The sequence below is a fragment of the Pseudomonas sp. genome, assembly GCF_036387035.1.
In the GTDB taxonomy this organism is placed as follows: domain Bacteria; phylum Pseudomonadota; class Gammaproteobacteria; order Pseudomonadales; family Pseudomonadaceae; genus Aquipseudomonas.
In genome coordinates, this window is the sequence record NZ_DASVUM010000075.1 from 1 (window position 1) to 15321 (window position 15321).

Below are 15321 nucleotides of genomic sequence, written 5' to 3' on the forward strand. Positions count from 1 at the left end.
GGGTTGTTGCTGCTGTCGGCGTAGGTGATCGACTTGATCAGGGTTTCGTAGTTGGCAACCGAAGCCTTGCCGGTCAGGTCGATAACAATGTTGCCGTCGGCGTCGTTGCTGAGGCTGTATTTGATGCCCAGGCCCGTGTCGCCATCGGTGCCGCCTTTGTAGAACTGGGAGACGATCAGGTCTTCAGCCTGAATGCCGGTCAGCGTGATCTTCGCGCTGCTCAACTCTTTGCTGTCGACGTCGGTGATGCTGAAGTCTTTGACGATCGCAGTCGCCTTGCCGTTTTCGGTGTACGTAACGCTGCCGAAGTTGACGACCGGGGCATCGTTGACGGCCACGACATTGATCTTGCTGTCGTGAACGACGGTCAGGTTGCTGGCGCCGTTGGCATCTGCGTCAGTGACGGAGACAGTGACACTGCGTGCGTCCGTGACCGGATTTTTGCTGTCGTCGGCGTAAGTGATCGACTTGATCAGGGTTTCGTAATTGGCAACCGAAGCCTTGCCGGTCAGGTCGATGACGATGTTGCCGTTGGCGTCGTTGCTGAGGGCGTATTTGATGCCCAGGCCCGTGTCGCCATCGGTGCCGCCTTTGTAGAACTGGGAGACGATCAGGTCTTCGGCCTGAATGCCGGTCAGCGTGATCTTCGCGCTGGTCAGTTGTGTGCTGTCGACGTCGGTGATGCTGAAGTTGCTGACGATCGCCGTCGGCGTTGCCGCGCTGTTTTCGGTGTAGGTCACGCTGTCGAAGGTGACCACTGGCGCGTCATTGACGGGCGTGACGTTAACGGTCAGGGACTTGGTCGTGGTGGCCGAATCCTGGTTGGCGCCTTCGGTCGACGTCGCGCTCACTTGCAGAGTGATCGGGCCGTTGAAGTCTTTCGGCGGCGTGATGGTCAGGGTGCTCAGGTTCCAGCCAGTGAGGTAAGCCTCGCCATCGCCGCCTTCAGAAACAGGGAGGGAGGTGTAGCTGTGGCCATTGCCATCGCTGAGCACCGCGCCCACTGGAATGCCACCCACAATGACCGGGCCGAGGGATTCAGAACCGTCCTTGTCGACCAGTGCAGCACTCAGGTCCAGCTTGATCGCGCTGTCTTCGGCACCCGTCGCGTTGGCAACGGTGACGGTGGGTGCATCAGCCACTGGCGTGACATTGATGACGCCGTCCGCTGGCGCGCCGGCTGGCAGGTTCTGGTTGTCGACAGCGGTGTAAGTGAAGCTGGTGTCGCCCGCCCAGTTGGCATCCGGCTTGAAGTAGATCGTCGCGCTGTTGTTGGTGGCGGTGATGTTGCTGAGATTGGTCAGCGCCTGGGTTCCGGCGGCGTCGGCGTAGAACGTGCCGTGCTCGGCCATGGTGACCAGGTTGAAGGCCTTAATGGTGCCGTCGACATCAGCGCCGGTCAGCTTGACCGCGATGGCGGTGTCTTCGTTGCCCTGGCCCAGTGCCGCGTTGACGGTCGGAGCATCGTTGACCGCCTTCACGTCGATTTCACCGGTGGCGCTGCCCGACAGGTTGTTGGTGCCCTTGGCATCAACATCGGTGACTTGGATGGTCACGCCGCGCGGCGTGGTGCTCGGGTTATCGCTGCTGTTGGCGTAGGTGATCGAGTTGATCAGCGTGGTGTAGGCGGCGATCGATGCCTTGCCGGTCAGGTCGATGAAGATGTTGCCGTTGGCGTCGTTGCTGAGGGCGTATTTGATGCCCAGGGTGGTATCGCCGCCGGTGCCGCCTTTGTAGTACTGGGAAACGATCAGGTCTTCAGCCTGGATACCGGTCAGCGTGATCTTCGCGCTGCTCAGCTGGGTGCTGTCAACGTCGCCGATTTTCAGATCGCTGACCAATGCCTGCGGTGCGCCGTTTTCGACGTATTCAGGGTTGATGAAGGTGACGGTTGGCGCGTCGTTGACGGGCGTGACGTTCACTGTCAGCGACTTGGTCGTGGTGGCTGAGTCGCTGTTGGCGCCTTCAGTCGACGTCGCGCTCACTTGCAGGGTGATCAGGCCGTTGAAGTCTTTCGGCGGCGTGATGGTCAGGGTGCTCAGGTTCCAGCCGGTGAGGTAAGCCTCGCCATCGCCCCCTTCAGAAACAGGGATGGAGGTGTAGCTGTGGCCATTGCCATCGCTGAGCACCGCGCCCACTGGAATGCCGCCCACAATGATCGGGCCCAAGGATTCAGAACCATCGGTGTCGACCAGCGCAGCGCTCAGGTCCAGCTTGATCGCGCTGTCTTCAGCGCCATTAGCGTTGGCAACGGTGACGCTTGGTGCATCAGCCACTGGCGTGACGTTGATAACGCCGTTCGCTGGCGCGCCGGCTGGCAGGTCCTGGTTGTCGACAGCGGTGTAAGTGAAGCTGGTGTCGCCTGCCCAGTTGGCATCCGGCTTGAAGTAGATCGTCGCGCTGTTGTTGGTGGCGGTGATGTTGCTGAGGTTGGTCAGCGCCTGGGTTCCGGCGGCGTCGGCGTAGAACGTGCCGTGCTCGGCCATGGTGACCAGGTTGAAGTACTTAATGGTGCCGTCGACATCAGCGCCGCTCAGGTTGACCGCGATGGCGGTGTCTTCGTTGCCCTGGCCCAGTGCCGCGTTGACGGTCGGGGCGTCATTGACGGTCACCACGTTGATCTGGCCGTCATGCACGGCGGTCAGGTTAGTGGTGCCGTTCGCGTCCAGGTCGGTAACGGAGATGCTCACGCCGCGCGGTACGGTGCTCGGGTTTTCGCTGTTGTCGGCGTAAGTGAGCGATTTGATCAGGGTTTCATAGTTGGCGACCGAGGCATTGCCCGTCAGGTCGATCACAATGTTGCCGTTGGCGTCATTGCTCAGGGTGTAGGTGATGCCCAGATCAGTAAGGCCGGTGGTGCCACCTTTGTAGTACTGGGACACAACGAGGTCTTCAGCCTGAATCCCGGTCAGCGTGATTTTCGCGCTGCTCAGTTGGGTGCTGTCGATGTCGGTGATGCTGAAACTGTTGACCAGCGCGATCGGTGCACCGTTTTCGGTGTAGGTCACGCTGTCGAAGTTGACCGCCGGCCCGTCGTTCACTGGCGTCACGGTGACGATCAGAGGCAGGGTCGTGGTGGCTGAATCCTTGTTGGCGCCCTCGGTCGACGTCGAGCTCACTTGCAAGGTGATCGCGCCGTTGAAGTCTTTCGGCGGGGTGATGGTCAGGTTATTCAGATCCCAACCGTCGATGTACACAGCGCCGTCGCCGGTCGGAATCGAGGTGTAGCTGTGGCCATTGCCGTCGCTCAGTACGGCGCCGACCGGAATCCCGGACACGACGAGCGGACCCAGGGATTCCGAGCCGTCGGTGTCGACCAAAGCGGTGCTCAGGGTCAACTTGATTGCCGAATCTTCATTACCTATGGCGTCGGCAACGGTCACGGTCGGGGCATCGGCCACTGGCGTGACGTTGATGATGCCGTTGGCTGGCGCGCCGGCTGGCAGGCCCTGATTGTCGACCGCGGTATAGGTGAAGCTGGTGTCGCCCGCCCAGTTGGCGTTCGGCTTGAAGTAGATCGTCGCGCCGTTGGCGGTGGCGGCGATGTTGCTGAGGTTGGTCAGCGCCTGGGTGCCGGCAGCGTCGGCGTAGAAGGTGCCGTTGGCTGCCAGAGTGACCAGGTTGAAGTGGTCGATGGTGCCGTCGACGTCCGTGCCGGTCAGATTCACCGCGATGGCGGTGTCTTCGTCGCCCTGGCCCAATGCGTCGTTGACGACGGGTGCATCGTTGACCGGGGTGATGCTGACTTCACCGGTGGCGCTGCCCGTCAGGTTGCTGGTGCCATGGGTATCAACGTCGGTGACTTCGATGGTCACGCCGCGCGGGGTGGTGATCGGGGCGTCACTGTTGTTGGCGTAGGTGATCGAGTTGATCAGCGTGGTGTAGTCAGCGATCGATGCATTGCCGCTCAGCTGAATGACGACATTACCGTTGCCATCGTTGCCCAGCGTGTAGCTGATGCCCGAGCCGGTGGTGCCGGTGTTGCCGCTCTGGAAGGCAGGCGAAGCGATCAGGTCTTCGGCCTGAACGCCGGTCACGGTGATCTTCGCGCCGCTCAACTGGCCGCCGTCGACGTCACCGATTTGCAGATTGCCGACCAAAGCCTGAGCCGCGCCGTTCTCGACGAAGTCGGTGCCGGTGAACGAAACAGTCGGGGCGTCATTGACCGCCACGACGTGCACGATGCTGCTGACCGGCACGGAATCGTTCTGGCCGTCGTTGACGGTCACCGTGATGGTGCGATCGGCGACGCTCGGGTCCTGGCTGCTGTTCTGGAAGGTGATCGACTTGATCACAGCTTCGTATTCGGCAGCGGTGGCCGCGCCGGTCAGCGTCAGGACGATCTGGCCGTTGACGGTGGCGGTGTTGACCGCGATGTTCGCGTTCGGGCTGCCCACCACCAGGGTGTCGGTGTCCTGAGGGTTGGTCAGGGTGACGCGCGCGCTTTGCAGGTTCGGGCTGTCGGCGTCGGTGATGGTCAACTGGTCGGCGATCGATACGCCGGCCTGGCCTTCGGTGAAGGTGGTTTCGCTGTTGACGCCGTTACCGTTGCCATTGCCGTCGACGACTGGCAGGGAGTCGTTGTCGATGATGGTGGTAGTGACGCTGCCGTTGGTCGCGCTGGCGACAACGTTTTCGAAGTTGCCACCGGTGATGGCGCCGATGGCCACGGTGACGTTTTCAACGCCTTCCGGGATCGTGTCGTTCAGCGTGTTCAGATCAAACGTGACGCTGCTGCTGTTGGCCGGGATCTTCACGCTTACCACTTGCGTGTAGTCGGTGCCGTCGGTCGCCGTGCCGCTGTAGGTCAGGTTGATCGTGACTTCGGTCTGGGCCGGGTTGCTCAGCGTGATGGTGTAGGTCGCGGCCTGGCCTTCAATCACCGACTGGGTGCCGGTGATGCTGGCAACGGTGGTGTCGATGGTGTCGGTGATGGTGGTCACCGCCGGGGTCGGATCCGTCGTCACGACCAGGCCGCCACCGCCGGCGGTACCGGTGATGGTGGTGCTGATGACTGACGGGTCGATGTACGGCGTGTTGTTGTCAGCCAGTTGAACAGTGGTGGAGCCCGAGGTGTCGCCGCCACGGATGACGATGGTCGATCCGTTGGACAGGGTGATCGTCAGGTCCGAAGTCGGGGCCTGGGTGACGTTCGCCGTGTACACCAGCGCGCCGCCGGCTTCGGTCAGCGTCTGGGTGGCGGTCAGTGTCAGCGTGCCCGTCTGCGGTACGACGGGGGTGCCGTTACCGTTGCCGTTGTCGATCGCCAGGCCATTGCTCAGCGTAGGCGGAGGCGTGGTAGTCGTCCCCAGGCCATTGGTCGGGAAGCCGATCGTCGGGTCTACCGAGCCCGCGGTCTCCGTGAGCATCACCACACTGTGGCCGCCGCCGGCGTTGCCGCCATCACCTGGCGCTGCCTGCGGGCCTGCCGCGGTGGCTTCGAGGTCTTTGGTCGGGTCGGCGCCGGCCGCGATGGCCTGCTGCAGTTCCGCAACCGACGGTGCCGCCTGCGCGGTGGCTTCGGCAAGGTTGGTGGTGGAAGCGGGTGCGTCTGCGCTCCACTGGCTGTCGCGGCCCATGTCCAGCTGACGGCCATCAGCAAGCTGCAGTGTGACTGCGCCTCCCGGGCCTGTCAGAACCTGCTCGCCGGTGAACAACCGGTCACCCTCGATGAGCACACGACGAATCCCTTCAGGGGATACTGCAACGACCTGGCCAACAATGCTTTTGACGATGGCAACAACACTGCTCATGGGGGTGACTCTCCGAAATTACCGTTCAGTTGGTATCCATCATGCCGACCGGCCTTAACTAACGCCGCTTCATACTGGAATACGTAAAGATTCGCATTTGTTTCGATGCCGGATAACAACTTAGGGAACTATTTAAGTTGCAGATAATCTGGCGTCAATTTATTTACGTCAGGTCGGCACTGGAATTAACTTTCTGCCAAAGTATTGACCTATTCGGCGACATCCTAAACAATCGCATCCGTAATGTCACATTGATATTTGATGAGATCGCGTATTTCTGCAGTGTGATCGCAAGCGCCCTTCAGAACACTCTCGAAACGATCACTTCAATGGCCATTTTTACGATGCGGCAGTGTGTATTGCTGTGTTTTGAACAAGTACGTTCTCGGGAAATCACCAAATGCGTAAGCACCTTTTCACTGCAGTACCACTCATCCTTTGTGCCGGGTTCGTTCAAGCCCAGACCCTACAGTCCGCCATGCAGAAAGCCATGGACGAGCATCCCGAAGTGCAGGCCGGCATCAACGCCCGTATCGCCCAGGACTACGCGCTCCGTGCTGCCAAAGGCGGCTACCTGCCGCGTGTCGACGTCACGGCAGGCTACGGCCGCGCCGGTTCCGACACGCCGAGCACCCGTGCCTCGACCGGCCGTCACGACTACCAGACACTGGACCGTGGCGAGTCGCAGATCCGCCTTCAGCAGATGCTGTTTGATGGCTTCGCAACAAGTAACGAAGTTGCGCGTCAACAAGCCACCGCCAATTCCCGGGCGTATTCGTTGTTAAATACAACTGAACGCACGGGTTTGACTGTTGCGCAGGTCTATCTCGATGTTCTCACTCAACGTGAAATGGTTCGGCTGGCAGAAGAGAACCTGAAGAGTCACGAACGTATTTACGATCAGATTAAACTTCGCACTTCCCGCGGTGTCGGGCGTATGGCCGATATGGACCAGGCCGATGCGCGTCTGGCACAGGCCCGTAACAACCTGATTACCGAACAAACCAATCTGGCCGACGCCCAAACCAATTACTTGAGTGCCGTTGGTCTGGAAGCTGACCAACTGGAAGCACCGTCGCCGTTCGCCATGATGCCTGCCGATCTGAACGAAGCCCGCCGTCAAATGCTGGAAAACAGCCCGGTACTGCGCTCGGCCGAAGCCGACATCGTTGCCGCTGAAAAGCAGTACAGCTCGGCGCAGTCCAATTACTACCCGCGCTTCGATGCAGAACTGGGCCGTAATGCCGATAACAACATTGGTGGCGACGAAGGCCACAACAATGGCTGGGAAGCCATGGTCCGCATGCGCTTCAACCTGTACGCCGGTGGCAGCAACAAGGCTGACCTGCAATCGAAGTCGTACCTGTCGAGCCAGGCACTGGATATCCGCAACAACGCGCTGCGTCAGTTGAACGAAGAACTGGGCCTGGCCTGGAACGCCTACAACAACGCCAACGCGCAGGTGCCAATCGCTCAGCAGTATGTAGAGCGTGCAGCCAGTGTTCGTACTTCGTACCAGCAGCAATTCAGTCTGGGAGAGCGTACCCTGCTCGACCTTCTCGACAGCGAGAACGAATTGTTCACCGCGCAACAGCGTCTGGTGCAACTGAAGAACCTGCAGACGTACACCCAGTACCGTCTCAAGGCGGACATGGGCACCTTGCTGAAAAGCCAGGGCGTCGTGGCGCCGATGGCATCGGTTGTGCAGAACGATGTCAAACCGACCGTTCAGCTGCCGGGCATGAACTGATTCTTGACGGAGTCAGCTTTTTTAACCGTTTGAGAAAGAGAGTGTCAGCGTGGACTTGGAATTACCTTCGGCTCAATTAGGTCATGATCCACGCAGCCAGCACGACGACCCCTTACTCGATGGGCTGTTGACACTCTGCGCTCTGCATCACAAGCCGGCGAGCCGGGCCATGCTGACCACCGGTCTGCCATTGCCCGAGCAACGCCTGAGCCCGGATCTGCTGCCTCGCGCCGCAGCCCGGGCCGGTTTGCAGGGACGGTTGCTGCAGCGCAAGCTCACCCAGATTCCCGAAATCGCATTGCCCGCCTTGCTGCTCCTGAGAGAAGGGCGCTCTGCCGTGCTGCTCGGTTGGGAGGGCGAATCGGCCCGCCTGCTGATCAGCGAGAGCAACGGCGGCGAAGTGCTTATCCAGACCGAAACGCTGGCGCAGGATTACAGCGGCAAGGTGTTTTTCGCACAGCCGCAGCATAAATTTGACGTGACCCAGGGTTCGCTCATCCCGCGCGCTCGTTCCTGGTTCAAAGACACACTCAAGCTGTCTCGCTGGCTTTACGTCGACGCGATCGCTGCCAGCTTCGTGATCAACCTGATCGCTCTGGCGACCCCTCTTTTTGTCATGAACGTCTACGACCGCGTCGTGCCCAACCAGGCCACTGCAACATTGTGGGTGCTGGCGACCGGTATCTGTGGCGCGTTCCTGTTTGACCTGTTGCTCAAGGGCCTGCGCAGTCTGTGCCTGGACCTGGCCGGCAAGAAAACCGACCTGATCATTTCCGCCACGCTGTTCGAGCGCATCGTCGGTATGGCGATGAAGTTTCGCCCGGCGCGGGTCGGCAGCTACGCCCAGAACATTCATGAATTCCAGGGCATGCGTGACTTCCTCACGTCGCTGACCCTGACCAGCCTCATCGACCTGCCCTTTACCTTGATCATCCTGTTGGTGATCGCGCTGCTGGGCGGGCATCTGGTGTGGATTCCGATCATCGCCTTCCCGCTGGCGCTGGGCATCGGCCACTTCCTGCAAAAGCCGCTGACGTCCACCCTTGAGCGCACCATGGCGCTGGGTGCCGAGCGTCAGTCGAGCCTGATCGAAACCCTCGCCGGTCTGGATGCGGTAAAGGTGAACAACGCCGAAAGCGAGCGTCAGTACCAGTGGGAACACACCATCGGTACGCTCAGCCGCCTGGAATTGCGGGTCAAGGTCCTTTCGGGTCTGGCCATGAACATCACCCTGCTGATCCAGCAACTGGCGGGCGTGGCGATGATCTGTTTCGGTGTTTACATGATCATGGACGGCGTGCTCAGCATGGGCGGCCTGGTGGCGTGCTACATGCTCAGCGGTCGCGCCCTTGGCCCGTTGGCGCAGCTGTCGGGCCTGCTGACGCGTTATCAACAAGCGAAAGTGACGATGGTGTCGGTTGACCAGATGATGGAGCTGCCGCAGGAACGCAACTTCGACGAGCGTCCGCTCAGCCGTCAGGTCCTGCAAGGCGCCATGGAATTCCGCAACCTGGAGTTCACCTATCCGAATCAACAGAACCTGGCGCTGCGCAACATCAATCTGGTGATCCGCCCAGGCGAGAAGGTCGGCATCATCGGCCGTAGCGGTTCGGGAAAAAGCTCCCTCGCCAAGCTGCTGGTCGGCCTTTATCAGCCGGATGAAGGCTCGCTGCTGGTCGATGGGGTCGACATTCGTCAGATCGACATCAGTGAAGTGCGCCATAACATCGGTTATGTGGCTCAGGACATTCAGCTGCTGTCGGGCACGCTGCGCGACAACCTGATTTCCGGTGCGCGTTACGTGGACGACGAGATGGTGCTGCAGGCCGCTGAATTGGCGGGCGTGCACGAGTTTGCGAGCCTGCATCCGCAGGGCTACGAGCTGCAGGTGGGCGAACGCGGGCAGAACCTTTCCGGTGGCCAGCGCCAGAACGTCGCGCTGGCGCGGGCGCTGTTGCTGGATCCGCCGATCCTGTTGCTCGACGAACCTACCAGCGCCATGGACAACACCGGCGAAGAACGTTTGAAGCAGCGCCTGCATGGCGTTATCGAGAAAAAGACCATGATTCTTGTGACACACCGGGCGTCGCTGCTCAGCCTGGTGGATCGCCTGATCGTCATCGACCGTGGCCAGATCGTGGCCGACGGCCCGAAGGCCGCCGTTATGGAAGCGTTGAAGAAGGGGCAGATCAGTGTTGCTTAAATCAGGGCCGAACTCCGGCGGCGGCATCTTCGGCTACTTCAAAGGCTCGCCTTCGCTGGAAGGCCAGGCGCTGCCTGAAGTCAAAAAAGCACTGGTGGACGACGCCCCGCGCATCGTCCGGCTCACCATTTGGGCGGTGATCCTGTTTTTCGTGTTTCTCATCGTCTGGGCCAATTACGCCGTGATCGATGAAGTGACGAAGGGCGAGGGCAAGGCCATTCCGTCGACCAAGATCCAGAAAATCCAGAACCTGGAGGGCGGCATCGTTGCGCAGATCTATGCGCATGACGGCCAGATCGTCGACGCCGGCGCACCGCTGATTCGTCTCGACGACACCCGCTTTGCCTCCAACGTGGGCGAAACCGAAGCGGATCGTCTGGCCATGCAGTTGCGCGTTGAGCGGCTGAGCGCCGAGGTGGATGATCGTCCGCTGAACATCAGCGCCGAGGCGCGCAAGTTGGTGCCTAATCAGGCGTCCAACGAAGAGTCGCTGTACAAGAGCCGTCGTCAGCAGTTGGTTGATGAGGTGGGTGGCTTGCAGCAGCAGTTGATTCAGCGCCAGCAGGAACTGCGTGAGTTTGGCTCCAAGCAGGAGCAATACCGTAGCAGCCTGGGCCTGTTGCGCCAGGAGATCGGCATGTCCGAGCCATTGGTGGCCCAGGGCGCGGTGTCGCCGGTGGACATCCTGCGACTCAAACGCTCCGAGGTGGAAACCCGCGGGCAGCTGGACGGCACCACGCTGGCGATCCCTCGCGCACAGGCAGCGATTGCCGAAGTGCAGCGCAAGATCGACGAAACCCGTGGCAAATTCCGCAGTGACGCGCTGACGCAACTGAACGAAGCGCGCACCAACCTTTCGAAAGCGCAATCGACGGCCAAGGGGCTCGAAGACCGCGTGAACCGTACGATGGTGACGTCGCCGGTGCGCGGCGTGGTCAAGCAGATGCTGGTCAACACCGTCGGTGGCGTGATCCAGCCGGGCAGCGACATCGCCGAGGTCGTCCCGCTGGACGACACCTTGTTGGTGGAAGCGCGCATTCGCCCGCAAGACATCGCCTTCCTGCACCCGGGGCAGGAAGCGATGATCAAGTTCACCGCTTATGACTACACCATCTACGGCGGGCTGAAAGGCAAGCTGGAGCAGATCGGCGCTGACACGATTCAGGACGAAGAGAAGAAGAACACCTTTTATGTGATCAAGCTGCGCACCGACCGCAGCCACCTCGGCACCGACGAGCACCCGCTGCTGATCATCCCCGGCATGATTGCCTCGGTGGACATCATCACCGGCAAGAAGAGCATCCTGAGCTACCTGCTCAAACCCGTCCTCAAAGCCCGCGCCGAAGCATTGCACGAGCGTTGATGGTTGATGGCCGGAGACTGGCCTCGCACGTTGTAGGACCGGCTTCAGCCGGGAAGGCGTCGGTTGTCACACCGAAAATCTAATGGTGCTGATACCGGCCTCTTCCGGCTAAAGCCAGTCCTACAGACCGCGCACCTCGTGGGACCGGCTTCAGCCGGGAAAGCGTCAGGCGTGACACCGCAAATGTATGGTGTTCTCGCGGGCCTCTTCCCGGCTAAAGCCAGTCCCACTGACACGCCGCGCACTTTGTGGGACCGGCTTCAGCCGGGAAAGCGTCAGGCGTGACACCGCAAATGTCTGGTGTTCTCGCGGGCCTCTTCCCGGCTAAAGCCAGTCCTACAGACCGCGCACCCCGTAGGACCGGCTTCAGCCGGGAAGGCGTCAGGTGTCACACCGAAAATCTGCTGGTGTTTGAACTGGCCTCTTCCCGGCTGAAGCCGGTCCCACTGACACGCCGCGCACCCCGTGGGACCGGCTTCAGCCGGGAAAGCGTCAGGCGTGACACCGAAAATCTGATGGTGTTTGAACTGGCCTCTTCCCGGCTAAAGCCAGTCCTACAGACCGCGCACTTTATGGGACCGGCTTCAGCCGGGAAGGCGTCAGGTGTCACACCGAAAATCTGATGGTGTTTGAACTGGCCTCTTCCCGGCTAAAGCCAGTCCTACAGACCGCGCACCCCGTGGGACCGGCTTCAGCCGGGAACGGCCAGCTTGATCGCCGTTTTCACGGCGGACGGTGGGGCGTCGCCGAGCACTCATCTGTAGGAGCCGGCTTGCTGGCGAAGGCATTCATCCAGCCTCCGCAGCAGTGACTGCCCCGTCCGGTTCGCCAGCAAGCCGGCTCCTACAGGGCTCGCAGCGCGCGGTCCCAATGAATGCTGGCGAAGGCGTCACTTCCCGCGCTTGCTGTCGATGTTCACCAGCCGCCCACCTTCAAACCTCAAGTACTGGTACATCCCGTTGCTCGGGCCGTAGATCCATTCCTGGACCTGCACCTGATCCACCTGGCGGTAGTGATTGACGGTTTCCTTGTAGCCGATGATGTCCTGGCTGACGGGCTGGCCGCATTTCTGCTGCACTTCAAACATTCGGTCACCGACGCTGATCAGTTGACTGCCACAGCGCAACGTATCGGCCTGGGCAGCGCTGATAAGTGCGGTCAAACCGAGTGCCAGCGCCAGCCTTGTTCTTGTGTTCTTCAAACGCATTACTCGCTGTCCAGGTGCAGGGGGCTGATGACGCGGCCGTCTTTTTCCGGCTGGCCCAGGGTGGTGTCGATGAAATACACCCGCTCATCGGCCAGTTGTCCCTTCTCAACCAGGTAATCCTTGATGCTGGCCGCCCGCTCCTGCCCAAGCTGACGCAACAGCAAGGCGCTGGAGCTCCAGGACTTGAGCACTGCCTCCCGCAATTTGTTCTGACGCGCCTCCTTGCCCAGATCCACCCACTCGCCGGGCGGCTGCTGCTTCAGACGCGTGCGATAAATGCCCTCAAGCATCGGAGCCTTCTCATCATCCGGCACGGTCAGATCGCTCGGCTGCGCGGGCACCTTGTCGCCCCGGCGCTGGAGAATTTTGTAGTACGTGCTCTGGTATTCACGTTCGAGCCGTTGCTGGGCGATCAGCGGCCCGTCGCTCGCTTCAGCGCTGGTGCCCTCGATCTCAAGGCGCAACGCCGGCCGCGCTTTCAATCCTGCCGCCAGCTTGTCCAGTGAACCCATCGCCTCAGGACTCAACTCATCAGCGCCCGGTGCGAAGGCCACCGTACCCAGATCTTCCGAGCCGCCCCCGCCGCTGATCAACCCGCCGATCAATTTGAACGGCGCCGCGGCCGCTTTCACCAGCAGATTGCGCAGCGTTTGCCAGACAATCGGCATCACGCTGAACTGCGGATTGTTGAGGTCGCCCGTCACAGGCAGCTCGATGGAAATCTTGCCATCGGTATCCTTGAGCAGGGCAATCGCCAGTTTCAACGGCAGATTCACGGCGTCCGGACTGTCTACCTTTTCACCCAATTGCAGCTGCTCCACGACCACCTTGTTTTCCGCTTTGAGCTGGCCCTTGGTGATCAGGTAATGCAGGTCAAGATTCAACCGTCCCTTGCGAATGCGATAGCCGGCGAACTTGCCGGAGTAGGGCGTCAGCGTGGTCAGCTCCACCCGCTTGAAGCTGGTGGCGATATCCAGACTCGCCATCGGGTTGAACGGATTCAGCGCGCCCTTGATGGTCACTGGCGCGTAGCGATCCACTTTGCCGTTGATGTTCACCGAGGCGGGTTTGTCCTGGCGGTTATCCAAAGTGCCGATCTTGCCGTTAAGCTGCTGAACGGCGGTGGCAAAGTTGGGGGTCAGGCTGAAGTCGGCGAAGTTGGCCGAGCCGTTGGTGATGTTCACCTCGCCAATGCGTATGCCCATCGGCTTGTCGCTGCTGGCGGCCGCCTTGGCTTTCGGCGCGGCAGGCGCTTGATCAGCAGGCTGCGGAATCAGCAGATCGTCGATATTCGTCGAGCGGTCGTCAGCGATCACGAAGCGCGCATAGGGCTGATCGACATTGATGGTGGCGATGGTCAGGCTGTCGCCCAGCTGGAAATTCAGCCCCTCGACATTCAACCGCTGCCACTTCACGAAGTCCCGCGACTTGAGCGTGTCGAGGGTGTGCAACTGATCGATCTGCGCCTTGCCGGTAATGCCCAGCGCCAGAGGCTCGGTGCTTTTCAGGTCCACCGCCAGGTCGGTGTTGAGCATGCCGCTGCGCACTTCCAGGCGGATGAACGGCGTGACATAAGACTGCGCCACGCGCAGGTCGACATCCCGGGTGGTGACATTGAGCTGGGCGCGGACGGGCGCCAGGTTCACTTCGCCTTCGGCGGTCAGCTTGCCTTGCTTGCCCACGCCGGTGTCGAGCTTGAGTTTGAAGGGCGACTTGTTGAGGCTGTCGAAGCCGGTCAGGTCGAGGTTCAAAGGGCCGACGTCAATCGCGACAGGCTCCTTCGGTACCTTGTCGGCGAGGTGAACGCGGTAGTCACGCAGCTGGGTATCGCGCAGCAACACCTGCCACGGTTTGCTCGGCGCCGCCGGCTTTGTACTGTCAACAACATCGCTGCCCGGCGCGGCACTGGCGGTGGCGGGTTGCTGTTTTTCAGCCTCGACCTTTTTCGCCTGCGCTTTGGAGGGCTGGCTGGCAAACAACTTCTGCCAGTCGAGTTCACCGTCAGACTCCCGCGTCGCCCAGGTCTCCAGCCCTTCGCTGCGAATCTTGCCGACGGTCACCCGCTGCTTGGCCAGATCAATGGACGTCTCGCTCACGCTCAGCTTTTTCAAGCGAGCCAGCGGCCTGCCGTCCGGGGCGTCGATGGCGAAGGGCGCGACGCTCAGGGACGTGTTGTCCAGCAGCAGCTCGGTTTCCTTGGCCAGACTGAGCGAGTAGTGGGTACTGAAGTTGAGCACGCCATCCTTCAGCACCAGCGGCAGTGCATCACGCACGTAGGGCCACCAGACTTTCATCTTGCTGTCGGTGACTTTGAGCGTGCCCTCCGACGCGATCGGCACCAGGCTGATGCGCCCGACCCAATCGATCTGACCGCCCTCAGGCCCGGCGGCGACCAGGGTCATGTCGGCGTTGTCTTCTGGCAGCGTGCTGAGGTTTTTGAGTTCGAAATTCAGCGCGTCGTACAGAAACTCGATGGGCTCGCTGGGGCGCATGTCCTGGAAGTGCACGAAGCCGTCGGTCAGCTTGATCTCGCCGATGCGCAGCGGAAACGGCTTACTTGGGGGTTCGTCGGGTTTTGCGGGTTCGCTGGCGGGCAGCTTGAACAACCCGGCCAGGTTAAGCGTGCCGTCTTTGGCGAACAGCAGCTCGGTCTTAGGTTTATCGAGTTCCACGGCCTTGAGGTGCAGCGCCTTGGTCCACACGCTGTCGATTTGCAGATTGGCATAGAGCCGAGCGAAACCGATTTGCTCCTTGCCCGGCGCCCCGATGTTCAGGCCCCACAGCGTGATTTCCAGGCTGTAGGGGTTGAATTCGAGACGTTCGACCCGGGCCGGCACCGTGGCGTAGTTCGCCAGTTGTTGATTGATGATCCGTAACGCTACGCCTGGCAGGATCAGAAATCCCAGCACGCTGTAAACGGCGAATGCAGCCAGCAGGGCGCCGATGGCGCGTTTCAATCCTTTGGGCATGTAGGTCGCCGACTCGCTCGATGGGAGGTCCTTGGAGTATGGCACGCCAATCTGGTTCCGAATCCAGTCGCTTCAA

At 60.9% G+C, this 15321-nt stretch carries 6 protein-coding genes; 3 read left to right on the forward strand and 3 right to left on the reverse strand.

The genetic code is table 11. The features are described 5' to 3' along the window. Positions 1 to 5753 (reverse strand): retention module-containing protein (locus VF672_RS06695; RefSeq protein WP_331102758.1); only part of this gene is annotated, 5753 nt, incomplete at its 3' end. 400 nt (positions 5754 to 6153) lie between these two features. Between VF672_RS06695 and VF672_RS06700 the strand changes: the two genes are divergently transcribed. From VF672_RS06700 to VF672_RS06710, 3 genes are read left to right on the forward strand one after another with little or no spacing between them, the layout of a single operon-like run. After that, positions 6154 to 7503 carry a TolC family outer membrane protein gene (locus VF672_RS06700; protein WP_331102760.1) on the forward strand — a complete coding sequence of 450 codons (1350 nt, stop codon included), beginning with the start codon at positions 6154 to 6156 and terminating at the stop codon, positions 7501 to 7503. A gap of 49 nt (positions 7504 to 7552) precedes the next feature. Beyond that, the gene (locus VF672_RS06705) at positions 7553 to 9706 is read left to right on the forward strand and encodes a type I secretion system permease/ATPase (protein ID WP_331102762.1); all 2154 of its coding nucleotides are present in this window, start codon (positions 7553 to 7555) and stop codon (positions 9704 to 9706) included. Beyond that, positions 9696 to 11069, forward strand: a complete 1374-nt coding sequence (locus tag VF672_RS06710; protein ID WP_331102764.1) for an HlyD family type I secretion periplasmic adaptor subunit — start codon at positions 9696 to 9698, stop codon at positions 11067 to 11069. The genes VF672_RS06705 and VF672_RS06710 overlap by 11 nt, the downstream gene beginning before the upstream one ends. Before the next feature lie 889 nt (positions 11070 to 11958). Here VF672_RS06710 and VF672_RS06715 read toward each other — a convergent pair. Beyond that, positions 11959 to 12276: a DUF2845 domain-containing protein gene (locus VF672_RS06715; protein WP_331102766.1), complete on the reverse strand. Its 318-nt coding sequence runs from the start codon at positions 12274 to 12276 to the stop codon at positions 11959 to 11961. Next, the gene (locus tag VF672_RS06720) at positions 12276 to 15245 is read right to left on the reverse strand and encodes a DUF748 domain-containing protein (protein ID WP_331102769.1); all 2970 of its coding nucleotides are present in this window, start codon (positions 15243 to 15245) and stop codon (positions 12276 to 12278) included. Before VF672_RS06720 ends, VF672_RS06715 begins: the two co-directional genes overlap by 1 nt. Positions 15246 to 15321 lie beyond the last annotated feature (76 nt).